General features: G+C 64.4%; 16 protein-coding genes and 1 pseudogene. 7 read left to right on the forward strand and 10 right to left on the reverse strand.

The annotated features are described in order from the left end of the window. Window positions 1-11: 11 nt before the first annotated feature. The 3 genes from AC1DQJ_RS01045 to AC1DQJ_RS01055 all read right to left on the reverse strand — a co-directional run bounded on the left by AC1DQJ_RS01045 (window position 12) and on the right by AC1DQJ_RS01055 (window position 3,529). Window positions 12-677 (reverse strand): DUF6766 family protein, encoded by a 666-nt coding sequence (locus AC1DQJ_RS01045; protein WP_477599388.1) that lies wholly within the window; start codon window positions 675-677, stop codon window positions 12-14. A gap of 268 nt (window positions 678-945) precedes the next feature. Then, a complete protein-coding gene (locus AC1DQJ_RS01050) occupies window positions 946-1,755 on the reverse strand; it encodes a CPBP family intramembrane glutamic endopeptidase (protein WP_477599390.1) in 810 nt (269 codons plus the stop codon). A 451-nt stretch (window positions 1,756-2,206) separates the two neighbouring features. Then, window positions 2,207-3,529, reverse strand: a complete 1,323-nt coding sequence (locus AC1DQJ_RS01055; protein WP_477599392.1) for a cytochrome P450 — start codon at window positions 3,527-3,529, stop codon at window positions 2,207-2,209. Between the two features lie 176 nt (window positions 3,530-3,705). On the opposite strand from AC1DQJ_RS01055, the pseudogene AC1DQJ_RS01060 reads away from it, so the two are divergent. Next, window positions 3,706-3,876: pseudogene (locus AC1DQJ_RS01060) on the forward strand (hypothetical protein); the annotation flags it as partial. On the opposite strand, the gene AC1DQJ_RS01065 reads toward AC1DQJ_RS01060, so the two are convergent. Together AC1DQJ_RS01065 and AC1DQJ_RS01070 are read right to left on the reverse strand one after the other, a co-directional pair. Next, on the reverse strand, window positions 3,838-4,401 hold the full coding sequence (locus tag AC1DQJ_RS01065) for a hypothetical protein (RefSeq protein WP_477599394.1): 564 nt from the start codon (window positions 4,399-4,401) through the stop codon (window positions 3,838-3,840). The pseudogene AC1DQJ_RS01060 and the gene AC1DQJ_RS01065 overlap by 39 nt on opposite strands. Window positions 4,402-4,789: 388 nt before the next feature. Beyond that, complete coding sequence (locus AC1DQJ_RS01070) at window positions 4,790-5,932, reverse strand: alpha/beta fold hydrolase (protein WP_477599396.1); 1,143 nt, start codon at window positions 5,930-5,932, stop codon at window positions 4,790-4,792. A 553-nt stretch (window positions 5,933-6,485) separates the two neighbouring features. On the opposite strand from AC1DQJ_RS01070, the gene AC1DQJ_RS01075 reads away from it, so the two are divergent. The 3 genes from AC1DQJ_RS01075 (at window position 6,486) to AC1DQJ_RS01085 (ending at window position 8,529) form a co-directional block, all read left to right on the forward strand. Beyond that, window positions 6,486-7,142, forward strand: coding sequence for a hypothetical protein (locus AC1DQJ_RS01075; protein ID WP_477599398.1), 657 nt, complete (start codon window positions 6,486-6,488; stop codon window positions 7,140-7,142). A 212-nt stretch (window positions 7,143-7,354) separates the two neighbouring features. Beyond that, the gene (locus tag AC1DQJ_RS01080) at window positions 7,355-8,119 is read left to right on the forward strand and encodes a 3'-5' exonuclease (RefSeq protein ID WP_477599725.1); all 765 of its coding nucleotides are present in this window, start codon (window positions 7,355-7,357) and stop codon (window positions 8,117-8,119) included. 206 nt (window positions 8,120-8,325) lie between these two features. Beyond that, a complete protein-coding gene (locus tag AC1DQJ_RS01085; RefSeq protein ID WP_477599399.1) occupies window positions 8,326-8,529 on the forward strand; it encodes a hypothetical protein in 204 nt (67 codons plus the stop codon). Window positions 8,530-8,642: 113 nt separating this feature from the next. On the opposite strand, the gene AC1DQJ_RS01090 is transcribed toward AC1DQJ_RS01085, so the two are convergent. The 5 genes from AC1DQJ_RS01090 to AC1DQJ_RS01110 all read right to left on the reverse strand — a co-directional run bounded on the left by AC1DQJ_RS01090 (window position 8,643) and on the right by AC1DQJ_RS01110 (window position 12,463). After that, a complete protein-coding gene (locus tag AC1DQJ_RS01090) occupies window positions 8,643-8,933 on the reverse strand; it encodes a hypothetical protein (protein ID WP_477599401.1) in 291 nt (96 codons plus the stop codon). A 75-nt stretch (window positions 8,934-9,008) separates the two neighbouring features. Then, window positions 9,009-9,197: a con-10 family general stress protein gene (locus AC1DQJ_RS01095; RefSeq protein WP_477599403.1), complete on the reverse strand. Its 189-nt coding sequence runs from the start codon at window positions 9,195-9,197 to the stop codon at window positions 9,009-9,011. Then, a complete protein-coding gene (locus tag AC1DQJ_RS01100) occupies window positions 9,187-10,623 on the reverse strand; it encodes a recombinase family protein (RefSeq protein WP_477599405.1) in 1,437 nt (478 codons plus the stop codon). Before AC1DQJ_RS01100 ends, AC1DQJ_RS01095 begins: the two co-directional genes overlap by 11 nt. Then, window positions 10,620-11,792 carry a recombinase family protein gene (locus tag AC1DQJ_RS01105; protein WP_477599407.1) on the reverse strand — a complete coding sequence of 391 codons (1,173 nt, stop codon included), beginning with the start codon at window positions 11,790-11,792 and terminating at the stop codon, window positions 10,620-10,622. The genes AC1DQJ_RS01100 and AC1DQJ_RS01105 overlap by 4 nt, the downstream gene beginning before the upstream one ends. A gap of 2 nt (window positions 11,793-11,794) precedes the next feature. Then, window positions 11,795-12,463, reverse strand: coding sequence for a S24 family peptidase (locus tag AC1DQJ_RS01110; protein ID WP_477599409.1), 669 nt, complete (start codon window positions 12,461-12,463; stop codon window positions 11,795-11,797). 62 nt (window positions 12,464-12,525) lie between these two features. Here AC1DQJ_RS01110 and AC1DQJ_RS01115 point away from each other — a divergent pair, with 62 nt between their 5' ends. From AC1DQJ_RS01115 to AC1DQJ_RS01125, 3 genes are all read left to right on the forward strand, one after another. Next, window positions 12,526-12,699, forward strand: coding sequence for a hypothetical protein (locus tag AC1DQJ_RS01115; RefSeq protein ID WP_477599411.1), 174 nt, complete (start codon window positions 12,526-12,528; stop codon window positions 12,697-12,699). Between the two features lie 112 nt (window positions 12,700-12,811). Then, complete coding sequence (locus AC1DQJ_RS01120) at window positions 12,812-13,147, forward strand: excalibur calcium-binding domain-containing protein (RefSeq protein ID WP_477599413.1); 336 nt, start codon at window positions 12,812-12,814, stop codon at window positions 13,145-13,147. A 330-nt stretch (window positions 13,148-13,477) separates the two neighbouring features. Then, window positions 13,478-13,789: a DUF736 domain-containing protein gene (locus AC1DQJ_RS01125; protein WP_477599415.1), complete on the forward strand. Its 312-nt coding sequence runs from the start codon at window positions 13,478-13,480 to the stop codon at window positions 13,787-13,789. The last annotated feature ends 42 nt before the right edge of the window (window positions 13,790-13,831 follow it).

The raw sequence follows: 13,831 nt of genomic DNA on the forward strand, positions 1-13,831 counted from the left end.
CTCGGCCCAATCTAATCGGTCCCGGTCTGATCATGTGGCGCCCCGACCGGCTTGCTTTCCGGCGAGCCGCGCTCGCGCAGGAATATCGCCAGCACGATCAACACAGCCGTTGACAGAAATTCGCTCTGCCAGTTCTGGAAGCTTTCAAACCAGAACTCGGGCCCTTGGACGAATTCCATGGGACTGGGCGCTGGGTGGCCGTGGGCGAGCGCTTCACCTGCAGCGCGTCGGGCGCTGTTGAGCCAGTGGAGGAAGAAGCTCGCCAGGAAGAGGGCCAACAGCGTCAACCCCAGAGAATGGGAGTAGATCGTGCGAACCCATCCTCCAACCCGTACCGGGAGAGGCGCCTCTGGGGCGTCGGAGTCGCGTTTGGGGTCCCGGTCCTGCCGGGCCGACTTGTCGGGATCCTTGGATTCCGGAGAACCTCGCTGGAAGAGATACGCCGTGAGCATGACGAACACCCACATCTGTAGGAACTCGCTCTCCCAGTTCTCGAACAGCGCCGAGAGAAAGGCTCCGCTTGCGAGATAGGGGAAGAGGAGAAGCGGGGCCCGGCCGTGATCCAGCAGGTACTGGTTCTGGCTGGCCCAGCCGCTGATGGCCTGCCCTACGAGGCTCGCCGAAAAAAGGCCTAGGAGCGCGATTGTTAGGCCGTTGTCTCGCAGCCAGTACTTCATGCGCAGTGAAGGCGCGGGAGCACGCTCGGGTTCCTGGCTCGCAGAGACGCGAGCCAATAACCGCGACGATTGAATTGTCGTTAAGCTGTGCCCGTAGGTGAGGATGACTCGCCCGTTCGGCGTCGCAGACGATCGTTGAGTCAACAGTGCTTCTCCGGCTCGGCTCAAGCTCAAGCGTTCCGAAAGGGACGCGGTTCTGGAAAGCACGGGGCCGTCATCGCCCTCTTGCCCGTAAGTGGATCTTTGCGCTTCGCCACCGCATGGAAGCTCACCGGATGGGGCGGCCTGCGTTGCCGTTGCGCCGCTCGTAGTTGAACGAGCTCAGTGCGACCACCCCCGCCACAGCCGCCAAGATCACCGCGGCTATGATCGGGTCGTAGTGCGACCCGTGGTTTGGGAAGAGGCTGTATGAGGTATTAATCATCGCGTGGAAAAGGATCGCCGAAAACAGGCTTTGCCCACCGTAGGCGTAAATCCAGCCCATGATCACGCGCATGGCCACGGTCGCCACGAACTGGCCGATCACCCACGTGGGCGCGTGACCTTGGCCGAGCCACCAGGGCGGAACGTGCCATAGCGCCCAGACGGCGCCGACGGCCAGACCAGCGCCTAAGACGCCGTATCGGCGCTGAAGCGGTTCGGTGGCGTAGCCCGTCCAGCCGATCTCTTCGAAGATCGCTGCGAAGAAGTACACCGCGAAGATCAGCGGCGCCTGAACCAAGGGGACCGACACAACGCCAGGGAGGGGCGACCCGAGCCCTCTCATAACCCCATATGCCATTACGGCGCCCGCCGGCATGCAGAGCACTGCAATCGCCAACCACCGAACGCTCCGGATGCACATGATGTCGCCGGTTCGGCGCCAAAGAGCCCGCGCCGCCGCAGCGCCGAGCTCGTGATGGGTCGCTAAAGTCGCGACGGCAGCCGGGACAACGATCATCAGAACGGTCGCTGGCAAGCCGAAGAGCAGATGGCGAACGGGCCAAAAGGCTCCCCAGACGTAGAACGGGATCGAGAGCGCCAGCACCCAGGCAAAGAAGCGAAAAACTCGCGCCGTAGAGTGCTCCTCGTCACCCATCTGCGGGGCCTCCGCTCGGTGAAGAAAACAACTTAGTGCAGATGACCGTCCTCCCGCCGTGAGGCGGATCAAACCACCGTCATACGCACTAGGGAAGCGGGCCTGAGCGCAGGGAAGGTGACGCCCCTCACTTCTGCATGGGGTCAGAAGCGGTCGAGCCTGAAGCGCCCGCCAGCGGACCTCACCAGTGTCCACTTCTCGGCTGCGACCACACTTCCGCTTATGGCGCTGAGCGCCGTCAGGTCAATTTGCCGAGGAGCCGACCCGGCGAACGTCGCAGACGGGTGGATGCGCAACGCAGGCACCGGCCGTCACCCTTACTTTCCCTTGAGGCGTTCGAGGAGGAACCGCGCCGATCGGTACCACATTGCGACGCTGCTGATGGTCGCCAGCCCGTCGAGGCCCCAAAGACCGACCGGCTCGTGCGTACGGGCCGCTTCGGTCGGCGCGCCTAAAGCTTGCGCGGGATCAGAACCTGCATGCTCTTGTAGCCCTTGACGAAGGTCGACGGCACCCGCTGCGGCTCTTCGAGCACCTGGATGTCGGGAAAGCGCTTTAGGATTTCTTCCCAGATGATCTTCAGCTGCAGCTCGGCCAAGCGGTTGCCCACGCAGCGGTGGACGCCGAAGCCGAAGGACAGGTGCTGGCGCGGCCGTTCGCGGTCGATGATGAAGTCGTTGGGCCGGTCGATGACCGTGTCGTCGCGGTTGCCCGAGACGTACCACATGACGACGTTGTCGCCCTTCTTGATGATCTTGCCGCCCAGTTCGTAGTCCTGCGTCGCCACGCGCTTCATGTGGGCGAGGGGGGTCTGCCAGCGAATGGTCTCGGACACCATCGACGGGATGAGATCTGGATTGGCGCGCAGTTTGTCGTACTGGTCGGGGAACTTGTTGAGGGCGTAGATCGAACCGGAGATCGTGTTTCGGGTGGTGTCGTTGCCGCCGATGGTCAGCAGGATGATGTTCCCGAGGTACTCGAACTGGTCCATGTCCTTGGTGGCTTCGCCGTGGGCCAGCATCGAGACCATATCGCCGTCGATCGGGTTGACCTTTCGCTCGGCCCAGAGGTTCAGGAAATAGCCGGCGTAGGCGCCCATCTCGGCGCGCTTTTCTTCCCACGTGTCGACAATGCCGTCCCCCGGGCGAGACATCACCGTATCCGACCAGCGGGTCAGCTTGCGGCGATCTTCCTGCGGCATGCCGAACAGAGTGGCCAGCGTCATGGCCGTCAGTTCCATCGAAACCTTGTCGACCCAGTCGAACAGCTCGCCGATCGGCAAGCTGTCCAAAATGGCTCCAGCGCGCTCGCGGATGAGGGGTTCCATGACCTTCAGGTTGTGCGGCGAGACCGCGGGGCTGACGGTCTTGCGCTGCTCATCATGCTTGGGTGGGTCCATGGCGATGAACATAGTCGGACCGCCGGTCGGTCCGCCAAAGGGGCCGCCGGTCATTTGTGCGCCGCTGGCCACCAGCTTGGCGATCATCTCCTCGCTGGGGCCGAGGCTAATGCCCCCTTCAGAGGAGAACACCGCATGATTGGTGTCGACCTCCATGATGTCGTTGTACCGGGTAATCGCCCAATGGGGTTCGAAGTCGCTGGCGGGCGTCCAGTGGACGGGATCCTCAGCCCGCAGGCGGTCGAAGTACGGCCACATCGCGTCGGCCTGGAAGAGCGCCGACTGCGCCGCGTTGAGGGTCTCGATCGGCTGGGAATAGACCTGGTCAAGCCCTTGCTTGACGGTGGAGGCGTCCCGAATGGCGCTCTCGCTCATTGTCCTGTTCCTCCTTGGGTCAAGCCTCTGAAGGCCTGTTGTCCCTAGGTTTCGCCCCTTGAGCAGCCTTCGACAAGGCTTAACATGACGCGAGCGTCACCTTTTCGCCCAGCATCGGGCCGCGACTTTCTTGGACGTACGTTTTTGGCGACTTGGCCAATGTCTCCTGCTGGCAAAGACGCACCAAGGTGGAGTTCGGCTACAAGAAGGCAGTCAACTTCAGAGCCTTTCAGTTCCTCCTGGGATACCGAAAGCTGGAGAGCACCGTGCGATACCTAGGGATTCCGAGTTCGTGGACGGTTGCGCCATCATCGGCCCGTTCGAGCTCTTTCCGCTTCTATCGCTAAGAAGAGGAAATCCACGACTGGACGCCAGCGCGTGCCAGACCACCCATGCGAGCTCGGGTGATTGATATAGGTCGCCGTCACACGGTTAGGCACGTCGCCCGACCCGCTGAGACTGTAGCGGCGGGCCCATTTGGGCTGGCCCTCGAAATCGAACGTGTAGGCAGGCTCGTCGCTGGCGGGCATATTATTCCAGAGCGCCTCTCCCAGCACGAGGACGGCCTCGGCCTGAGACCGACGCATCACTTCGAAGAAGGGCTCCCGCCCCGCGTCCCACATCGCTTGGGTTGGTCGAATACGGGGGCCGTCGGCCACGACGACGGGAACATAGTTGTAGAAGACGATGGAGGACCAAATGGCCACTCGGTCGTCGATCTCGTTCCCATGCGGCGGGGCCTCTTCGGTGTCCGATGACGGACCCCTCCGTGCCGCAAGCAGCCCACCCACACGGGTGAAAAAGCCCTTCGCCTGCGGAGCAAGGCCGCCGTTCAGATAGTGCTCAACTGCCCATTGGGTCATGTCGGGCACAACGGACCCAACTGAGTGATCGGAGGAATAGTGGGACTCCCCGACGACCATTAGGCGCCGCCCGTTCAATGCGTTGTCGGATGCTCCCCAATGGCCCACGCATATCCACGGCTGAAACAAACTGGCTCTCCTAAAAATTCGGCTAGGGAAGACTGAATTATGCCCGGCATCAGGGGGTCTTGAAGCGGTTTATTTTCTTCGCTCAAGGGGGAAAGTGCGCTCGGTCGAGCGCTTCTATGATCTGTCGCCAATTCACGACCGTTACGATTGAATTGCCGTTAAGCGGCCCTTTGAGGGGGCTTGGCGGAGCTTAGGTCAGCTTCCGCCTCTCAGCCGCATCGCTGCCGCGGGCCCCTTAAGACAAGGAGCCGCCGCTAACACGGCGCCTTTAGCGCCAGGCCTTGGAGAGGCCGGGAGGCGGGCGCTCGCCTGGCGCCGCTCGGGGCTGAAGGGAGTCCGTGAAGTTCGCGATGGCGGAGTTGTAGATCTCAGCCCGTTCGAGAAACCCCATGTGGTTGACGCCGTCGACGCGCTCCAGTCGAGCGTCTCGGGAGCTGTCAGCGATGGCGGTGCTCGCATCCATCAGGGTGACGATGTCGAGCTCGCCGCCAATCACGAGGATCGGAAGCTTGAGGTTTGAGAGCGCGCCGCTGGCGTCCCAGTGAAACATGGCGAGGTTGCCTCGCGCCTGGGCTGCGGGGGAGTTGCGGGTGGCCAGCAGGGTCGTGTGCTCCAGTTGGCTGCGCGTGACGTAGCGGCCAAAGCCCAGGCGATTTGCCATGTGGGCCGAACCGCTGAAGTAGCTCTGCCAGGCGCCAAGCCAGGCAAATGGCGCCAGCCAGATGGCTAGGTGCATCATGGGCTCGATCAACGGGCGCTGAAGCGCACGGGCAAGCGAGCTGAAGACCATGGTTCGGAGGGGATTGGTGTAGGTCGTGTTGAGCAAGATCACGCCGGCCACCTGCTGGAAAGCCTCCGGCCGATCGCGAGCGAGCGTCTGGATGGTCATGCCGCCGATGCTGTGACCCACCAGCACTGGCGGGCGTTCGGCCAAGGCTAGAACGGCCTGCAGGTCGGCGGCGAAGTTGGCGAGGTCGACGGCGCCCTTTCCGGCCTTGGACTTGCCGAGGCCAGGCAGGTCCCAGACGATGACCCGGAAGCGGCGGGCAAGGTCGCGCTTGGCGTAGTACCAGATCGTGGAGTCCAGGCCCCAGCCGTGGGTAAGCACGATCGGCGGGGCGTCCGGAGGACCCAGAAGTTCTACATAGAGCGAGCCGCCGCCCGCGGCGGGAAGGGTGCGCGCCTCGCCGCCCTGTCGTTCAGGGCGGGTCGGCGTTTCGTCACTGTGCGTGATCAGCGGCGACACCAGCAGGCGACCGAAGGCCGACCAGGCCAGCAGCCCCAGACCCAACCAAAGTCTCCAATCGTCATCGCGAATGCGGTGTTCGACGCCAGCGAGGTCGACGAAGGCGTGGCCGTGCCACCAGCTCCAGAGGAAATAGGAGCCTGACGCCAGGACAGCGAGGGACATCAGACCAAGTAGAATTCGCAATAGTATGAGGAGAGGCATGACGTAGGTACCTGCGGAAGGACGCCCACGGACGCCTCGACGCTCGGCTTCGACGAGGGGTGAGCAAGAGTTTTTTGAGGGCGGGGCGCGTATAGCGGCAAAGGAGGAACCCTCACGTCTTGTGGAGGGTTCCTTCGGCGAAGATATGCCTTCAGCATGTCATCACATCTATAAGTGCAGGAGACCGGAATTATTTGGCGAATTGGGTGGAGGTTCTGCATCGATCGGCCACCAAATCCATAGATGAGCACCGGGGTTACTGGTGAAGTGGCGTTCCAGATCCGCGGCGACTCCGGACGACGCGCGGCGATGGCCGGTCGAAGGCCGGCGCTCACCAAAAGCCGCCATGGCGTGTACAGGTCTCGCCTGAGAGCTACGGGTCGGCACGCAGAGTGCATTGCCGTGCCGCTGCGGAGGTCAGGTCAGTTTCGCTGCGGCCGTCCGACATGTGATTGTCGGTTTAGCCCGCCCGATCCTAGGCTAGCGCCCACCGCGCCGATCCTCGAGAGCCCAAATGTTCCGCCTTCTCGCGGCGATTGCCGCCATCGCACTCTCGTTCGCTTCGGCTGCCACCGCGCAGCAGAAGGTCGATTCATCCGCCGCCGAGGGTGCGGCCAAGGCCATGATCTCCCAGGCGAAGGCCGAAGGTATCTTTTCGTCGGGCTCATGGGACTACGGGCCGGTCGTCCGTCACGTCCGCAGCGGCATGTCCTGCCGCTTCCTGCTGAACGAGCCCGCCAACAGCATCACCGTCTTTGATCCTGCGCCCGGTCGCGGCGACGACGTCGGCTGCAACGCGATCGTGGCGGGCGTTCTGACCTCACACTTTGCAAGCCGGGCGAGCTTGGTCGGCAGTTTTGAAAGCTTCGCCGATGCGGCGATCCAGGCCTTCGACGAAAGAGTCGGGGCCTCCGCGCCCTATACCGGCGAAATATTTGAGCTTGAGGCTGCGACCATGCCGCCGACGCGCGTTCATCGCCGCGTCATCGAGATGGAGGGACGCAAATTCTATGAGCGCATCGCGCTCATAGATCTGGGGGAGTGGATCGTCACGCAGCGCATGACGGCTCCGCTCGAAGCTGCACCGTCGGTAGACCGTATGGCGACCATTGGCCTGGCGCTGATGGCCAAGGAGATGCGGGCGAGAGCGAAGAGCGATGATCGAGGCTAGCAAGGCGCCTGTAGTGCGGCCTTGCGGTGCGCCGTCAACGCTTCACCATGGCTGGAGCGCTAACTGCAGAGTCGATGAGTGGATCGCGCAACTGACGATCTTGAAGCCATGGCCGCAGCCCTTGAGGCGAGCGGCAGCTATCGCGTGCTGCGCAAGCTCGAGCCGAGGAGGTCGCACGGCCCCTCGCGGAGCGAGGGGCCGTTAGGACTGGACTGTTTGTCGATGTCGAGACGACCGGGCTCGACCCGGCGCGCGATGAGATCATCGAACTGGCGATGGTCCCATTCCTCTACGATCTAACAGGGCAAGTGCTCGAGGTCGGCGAGGCCTTCGATGAGTTGCGACAGCCCTCGATGAGCATCACTGCCGAGATCTCGGCCTTGACGGGCATCACCGACGAGATGGTGGCGGGGCGCTCGATCGAACCAGCCGCAGTGGCGAGGTTCGCTGCGCCCGCGGCCCTGGTGATCGCCCACAACGCCGCCTTCGATCGACGTTTCCTCGAGCGCTTTTGCCAGACCTTCACCACCAAGCCCTGGGCCTGTTCGATGTCCCAGGTGGACTGGGCCCGCGATGGCCATGAAGGCGCGCGCCTGGTGCATTTGGCCGCCGGCGCCGGGTTTTTCTACGACAAGCACCGCGCGCTCAATGACTGCCTGGCCAGCGTCGAACTGCTGGCGCGGCCGATGCGCCATAGCGGTCAGCCGGCGCTCGCCCACCTGCTAGACGAGGCGCGCCGCCCCAGTTGGCGGATCTGGGCGGAGAATTCACCTTTCGAGCTGAAGGACCTCCTGAAGGCGCGTGGCTATCGATGGAACGGGGAGGGGAACGGTTCGCTCAAGGCCTGGTACGTCGATGTGTCGGAAGCTGAGCGCGAGTCCGAACTCGAATTCCTGCGGCGCGAAATCTATCAACGAGAGATCGACCTGACCGTCCGGCGTATCGATGCGCACGACCGGTTCTCCGACCGGGTCTGACGCGTCGCCACGCTTGCGCGCCGCGCGTATAAGCCAGGCATGGCAGAGCAGCCTTCCATCGATCCGATCGATATCCAGGTGGGGCAGCGCCTTCGCGCCTTTCGTCTGGCTAAGGGCGCGTCGCAGACTTCCCTGGCCCGCGCCGCCGGCATCACCTTTCAGCAGATTCAGAAATACGGCAGGGCAAGAACCGGATCTCGGCCTCGATGATGTGCAAGATCGCTGAACAGCTGCAGATCAATCCCTCCGATCTCTTTCCGCCCGAGCATTGCGGCAGGCCGGTCGAGGGCGTGAGCGGGGCATTGCAGACCAAGGCCGTCGTCGAGGCCCTCAATCTCATTTCCAAGCTTCCGGAGGGGCGACAGAAGCAGGCGCTCAAGATCCTACGGACCCTCGCTGAGGACGATTGAGGCCTGTCGTGCCGATGATGGCGCGTCCCGGCGTGTTCTGGCGGTCGATGACGTGCGACGCTTGGGCTGTCACCCGCTGAACTGACGGCGGCGGCTGGGGGCAGCCCGCTCGTCTAGAGCTCGCAGATGATCCGGTCGAAGACGCGATCGCTGCGACGGTAGCCCTTTCGGGGAGCCCCCGAAGCTTCGTCCGCGATTGCCGCCTCCTGAACCTCGGCCAGATCAAGCACCTTCCAGCCCTTGGCCTCACCGCGCCGCCCGCTTCGAACCCAGGCGCGCACGATCGCTCGCCCGGTCCTGGAATAGCCAATGGCGTGAACCTCCACGCGGCGCGAATAGGTCGCGTAGCGCAGCTCAAGCTGCCTTTGAGTGCGCAGCGCCCGGGCGGCGATGTCGATCAGCATGGATCAAGAATGAGCTGACTCGGTGACGCCCACTGTTGGAAAGCCGACGCACAATCTGCGGCAGGTGGGCGCAGCTCAGTCGTCGCGGGGGCCCCTGGGCGAGACGTCGCCGCCCTTGCGACCGGCGCGGGCGGCAAGGGCGCGGTCGCGCGAGAAGGCGCGTTCCTGGGGTTCGACGGACTGCCCACCTTTGCGAGCGATCTCGCGCCGCCGCTCAGGCGAGAGCGATGCGAAACCTCGGGGGGCCTTGGGATCATCGGACATCGGAATGCTCGGCTGCGGGATCGGCATGTTGCAGCTTTCCGGCGGCCCAGGCCTCAATCTGTCGTCGGCGCGCCGCCAGTCGAGACTTTCCGACAGGCGAGCGCGCCTGCGCCGGCGTGATGCGCACAAATCCGACATAGGCATAGGCTGCAGCCAGGCCGCCGAAGCGCTTGCGGTAGTAATCTGCACTTGGGAGATCCGGATCGGCGTCTATCAGCCTTGGCGTGAGGTCGCCGCTGCGCAGGAATAGCCTGGCGAGGCCTTGCAGGAGATCGTCTTGGCTCAAACTGCGCTTGGGGAAGTGCTTGGGAGCCGTATGGCCAAGCAGCGCGAACGCGGCCCGCAGACTGCCGAAGCGCGCGCGGTAGCTGCGGTAGTACGGCACGCCCATTGCCTTCAAGCGTGCTTCGCTGACCATGCCGTGGGTTGCTGCGATCGCTCCTAGCGCCTCAAGCAGTGCGGCCTCATCGGGGGGCGGGGTGACGTGGAGCGCGACTTGGGCGGCGCCGAAGGCTTCCCGAGAGATCAGCGAAGGGCCCGCACCCTTGACCGTGATCCAGGCGTCCTGCGGGGTGGTCCGTCGCCGGCCCCCGAGCGGTGTCGTTCTACGCTGCGTGGAGAGGTCGCCCATGTACTTTGGGTTGGTGAGGATGTCTCGCACCCGCTCGCCCGACCAGGTGGCCCCGCTGGGGGAGGGGACGCCTTCCTGGTTCAGGGCTCTTGCGATGGCCCCGGCCGTGAGGCCGTCCTTAGCGCAGAGCGCGAACATCCGCTGCACGACCTCGACCTCCTCGGGTGGGCCAGGGGTGACGATGGTGCGCAAGTCCCGATCGCCATTGCGCTCGCCTCGCGCCAGGCGTGAGCCGAGCCTTCCGTCCGCATGGATGACCTGGCGGGCAAGGCCAAAGCCCGGCTCTCCGTGCAGCCAATATCCTTGGGAGGCGTATCGTCGCTGAGCAGTTCTTACCTTGGCGCCAAGCTCGCGTGAAAACTCCGCCGCCATGGCGCGTTTGAGCGCCTTCATCAGGGCGTCAGGGGCTCCGGCTCCTTGCCCGAAAACTTCGGCGCAGTAGACGATACGCACGCCTTCCTGGGCGCAGAGGAACTCATAGTGGGCCGCCTCGTCGGGATCCTGGAAGCGGCCCCATCGGCTGACGTCGTAGACCAAGATCGCTTCAAAGTCGGCCTTCCCGCCAAGGACGGTGGCGAGCAGCTCGCGAAAAGCGGGGCGGTTCTTGGCGCCCACGCCGCTTAGGGCCCCATCCTCGTAGGTTCGGATGATCTCGTAGCCTTGGCTCTGCGCGTAGGCATCGAGCGCAATGGCTTGCTGGGTCAGGGAATTGGGCTGTTGAGGCGTCGACATCCGCAGGTACTGCACGGCGCGGACCTTGGGAGGCTTGGGAGAGCTCGCCTTGGTGCGCGTCACGGCGTTTTGGCCTTGAGGCGGCGCGTGCGGTGGGCCCTGGCGAGCTCGGCGGGCCGGCGTCTGGCGCGGGTCGCTTCGTAGTCGTAGCCGATCAGCTCGTAGGCCTTCATCAGGCTGCCGAACCGATTGGAGTAAGTGGCGGGGCAGGGGAGATCCTCCGCCGCCTTGATGAGCGGGCCCGACAGGCGGCCCTTGCGCCTGGCCAGCGCCTTGAGCCGCGCCAGCATCTCTTCATCGCTCAGCATCACCATCCTGGCCGCAATGATGCGCGCGGCCCGGCCTTGCGCCTCGGCGCTCACCGCCTGCGTCTGCGTCCTCGCCGTCACCCAATCCTTGGGCGGGCGCTTCTGGGGACGGGCGCCCAGCCGCGTCACCGTCCGGCCGAACGCCTGAACACCCGCATAGATCGGGTTGGTCAGCACATTGCTGACCCGCTGATAGGTCCAGGGGCGGCCATCGCCGTATGGGATGTCCTCCACGTTGAGCAGCCTGACGATCCCCGTGCGGCTGAAGTGGTCCTCCAGAAATAGCTGGTAGATCCTGGCGATAACCGCCTGTTCCTCGGGCGGGCCGAGCACCAGCACGACCTTGTCCGAGGCGATCGCCTTCTGCTCTCCGCGCTCCAGAATGGCGACGATCTCGCCGTCGGCGCCCAGCAATGCGCGCCGCAGGCCATAGCCTGGAGGTCCGCCCTGCCAGAGGCCCTTGGCGGCATATCTGCGCTGAGCGCCAGTGACGGTCACCGAGAGGTGGCGGCTGTATTCGGCGGCCATCACTCGCTTGACCTGCTTGAGCAAGGCGCTAGTGACGCCGCCGTCCCCAAACTCCTCGGCGCAGTACACGACGAAGACGCCTTCCTGTCGGCAGACGAACTCGTAGTGCGCGCTCTCGTCGGGATTCTGGAAGCGCCCCCATCGGCTGACGTCGTAGACGAGGATGGTCTCGTAGTCGGCCGATCCGCCAACGACGTCGGCCAGCATCTGCTGCAGTCCCTTGCGGCCAGACGTCGACAGGCCGCTGACGCCGGCGTCGACGTAGCTCCGGACGACCTTGAAGCCGTGACGCTCGGCGAAGGCCTCGATCTGCGCCGCCTGGCCGGCCAAAGAGTAGCGCTGCTGGTCCGACGAGACCCGCAGATACTGCGCAGCCCTGCGCGGCGCTTCCTGCACGGCTAGACCCCAGTGGTCCGCAGGACGCGCCTGGCCTGGTGGGGGGGAATGATCGCGGTGATGTGGGCCGCCCAGCGGATCTTGGCGTCCTCCCTAACAGGGCCCACCACGCTTTCCAGATCGTACCGGCCTCTGCGCGAGCCGCGCAGCAGGCGCTTGACCAGCACCTCGCCCTCGAGCGTCTCGATAACCACCACCTGGCCATACATGTCCGGGGTTGGCGGGGTCCGCTGATCCTCAAAATAGATCAGCCCGCCTTCGTCAGCGACGCCTCGCATCGAATGGCCGACAACGCTCAGAGCCACGGCCTTCTCCGTTCCTCCCGGAGGGAGCGGGACCAGGTCGCCCGTCTCCTGGCCGGTTGCGAAGAGAACCCGGCCCTCGGTGTCGGCGCCGACCCTTCCGATCACGGGGACAAGGACCTCTCGCGAAGCAGGGGGCGGCACGTCCGAATCTGGCGTGCCGGCGCCGTCATATAGCCAGGCGGCCGAAGCGCTGAACGCGGCGGCATACTGCTTAGCCATTGCATAGGAGAAAGGCGCGTTGCCGTTCTCGTTGGAGGCGTAGGTGTTGTAGTTCCAGTGGAAGTGGTCTGCGGCCGCCCGGGCAGTTTTGAACCCCGCCTGGCGGCGGGCGACCTTCAGTCGTGCTGCACGGTCATCGATTACCATGATCCGTATATAACATACATAACGCGCTTGCCAATCGAATGTATGAAACATACGGTGAACGCATGGTGACGCATTCCAAGCCTTCTCTCCCGTCCGCCAAAGACTCGCTCTCTGTCGAGGTCGGAGGTTGGTTCAAGGCCAACGCCACAGGCGCAGGCGTCTTCGTGATCGGCGTGATCCTGGTGATCCTCGCCGCACTTGGCCTATTGCAGGTTTGGTTGAGCTTGCCAGCCTAGTCCCGCCGCTCGGCGTTCAAGTTTATGGTATAGCTTGATGAGAGAGCTTGCCCGCTTGGCGATTGAATTGCTGGGCAAAATGCAGGGGGCGGCGGCTGCCGATTAGGATGACATGGCTCGATTTGGACTGGCGACGGCGTGCGTCGCTGCGTTGGGTCTGGCCGGCCCAGTCGCCGTTCCCGGCTCTGCTATCGCTCATCCGGGTGGCCTGAATGCTGAGGGCTGCCATCACAACCGCAAGACCGGTGACTATCACTGTCACCGCGGCGAGGGCCGCCAGGCCCCGGCTGTTCAGTCCTTTGCGGGCGTAGGATCAGGAGCCTTCCGCAACTGCACCGAAGCGCGTGCAGCCGGCGCAGCCCCGATCCGGCGAGGAGAGCCAGGTTATGGCCCGCACCTTGATCGAGACGGCGACGGAATAGCCTGCGAGCCTTACCGCAAGCGGTGAGCTGAGCGGCGCTCCAGAGGATGTTGCGATTGTATCTGGGCCATCTCGCTCGCTATCGGGCGACGGGCGGCGAACATGGAACTCCGCACTAGGCTCCGCGCCGCCACGTCCTCTTCGTGCGATCAGGCCGAGGGGGCGGTCGGACGCAACGGCGCGCGGCGGCTTCCTTCCCCTGACGCCTGCGGCGTCATTCCTCGCGATGCAAACAAGCCGCCGCGCGCCGTCCTGCGCTGACGCTTCGGGCCTTCGGCTGCGCCCGCCCGTCCCCCCGGCGTCCGTCCGCCATCGAGGCCGCGATCGGCGCGGCCCAAGCAAGGACGGAGATCACCAATGGCCACCATCGGCACGTTTGCCAAGTTCGAGGACGGCTCGATCCAAGGCGACATCAAAACCCTGACGCTCGATGTCAAAGCGGCTCATTTCCGGTTGGCCGAGAAGGACAACGACAGGGCGCCGGACTTCCGCATCTTCGCCGGTCAGACAGAGTTCGGCGCGGCCTGGAAGAAGGTCTCGCGGGACAGCCGCGATTACCTCTCGGTCAAGCTGGACGATCCGAGCTTCGTCGCTCCGATCTACGCCTCGCTGGTCGATGCGGACGAAGGCTACGCCCTGATCTGGTCGCGCAGCCGCGTCGCTGACTGACCTCTTCCGCCGTCCCGGCGGGAGCCGGGCCGGCGGCTCTTT

The organism is Phenylobacterium sp. P4_E10 (genome assembly GCF_056401675.1).

What these genes read in the sequence shown, in the direction of transcription:
- AC1DQJ_RS01045 (WP_477599388.1), bottom strand. Translation starts at nt 677, where the DNA reads ATGAAGTACTGGCTGCGAGACAACGGCCTAACAATCGCGCTCCTAGGC.
- AC1DQJ_RS01050 (WP_477599390.1), bottom strand. Translation starts at nt 1,755, where the DNA reads ATGGGTGACGAGGAGCACTCTACGGCGCGAGTTTTTCGCTTCTTTGCC.
- AC1DQJ_RS01055 (WP_477599392.1), bottom strand. Translation starts at nt 3,529, where the DNA reads ATGAGCGAGAGCGCCATTCGGGACGCCTCCACCGTCAAGCAAGGGCTT.
- AC1DQJ_RS01070 (WP_477599396.1), bottom strand. Translation starts at nt 5,932, where the DNA reads ATGTCCCTCGCTGTCCTGGCGTCAGGCTCCTATTTCCTCTGGAGCTGG.
- AC1DQJ_RS01075 (WP_477599398.1), top strand. Translation starts at nt 6,486, where the DNA reads ATGTTCCGCCTTCTCGCGGCGATTGCCGCCATCGCACTCTCGTTCGCT.
- AC1DQJ_RS01085 (WP_477599399.1), top strand. Translation starts at nt 8,326, where the DNA reads ATGATGTGCAAGATCGCTGAACAGCTGCAGATCAATCCCTCCGATCTC.
- AC1DQJ_RS01090 (WP_477599401.1), bottom strand. Translation starts at nt 8,933, where the DNA reads ATGCTGATCGACATCGCCGCCCGGGCGCTGCGCACTCAAAGGCAGCTT.
- AC1DQJ_RS01095 (WP_477599403.1), bottom strand. Translation starts at nt 9,197, where the DNA reads ATGTCCGATGATCCCAAGGCCCCCCGAGGTTTCGCATCGCTCTCGCCT.
- AC1DQJ_RS01110 (WP_477599409.1), bottom strand. Translation starts at nt 12,463, where the DNA reads ATGGTAATCGATGACCGTGCAGCACGACTGAAGGTCGCCCGCCGCCAG.
- AC1DQJ_RS01115 (WP_477599411.1), top strand. Translation starts at nt 12,526, where the DNA reads ATGGTGACGCATTCCAAGCCTTCTCTCCCGTCCGCCAAAGACTCGCTC.
- AC1DQJ_RS01120 (WP_477599413.1), top strand. Translation starts at nt 12,812, where the DNA reads ATGGCTCGATTTGGACTGGCGACGGCGTGCGTCGCTGCGTTGGGTCTG.
- AC1DQJ_RS01125 (WP_477599415.1), top strand. Translation starts at nt 13,478, where the DNA reads ATGGCCACCATCGGCACGTTTGCCAAGTTCGAGGACGGCTCGATCCAA.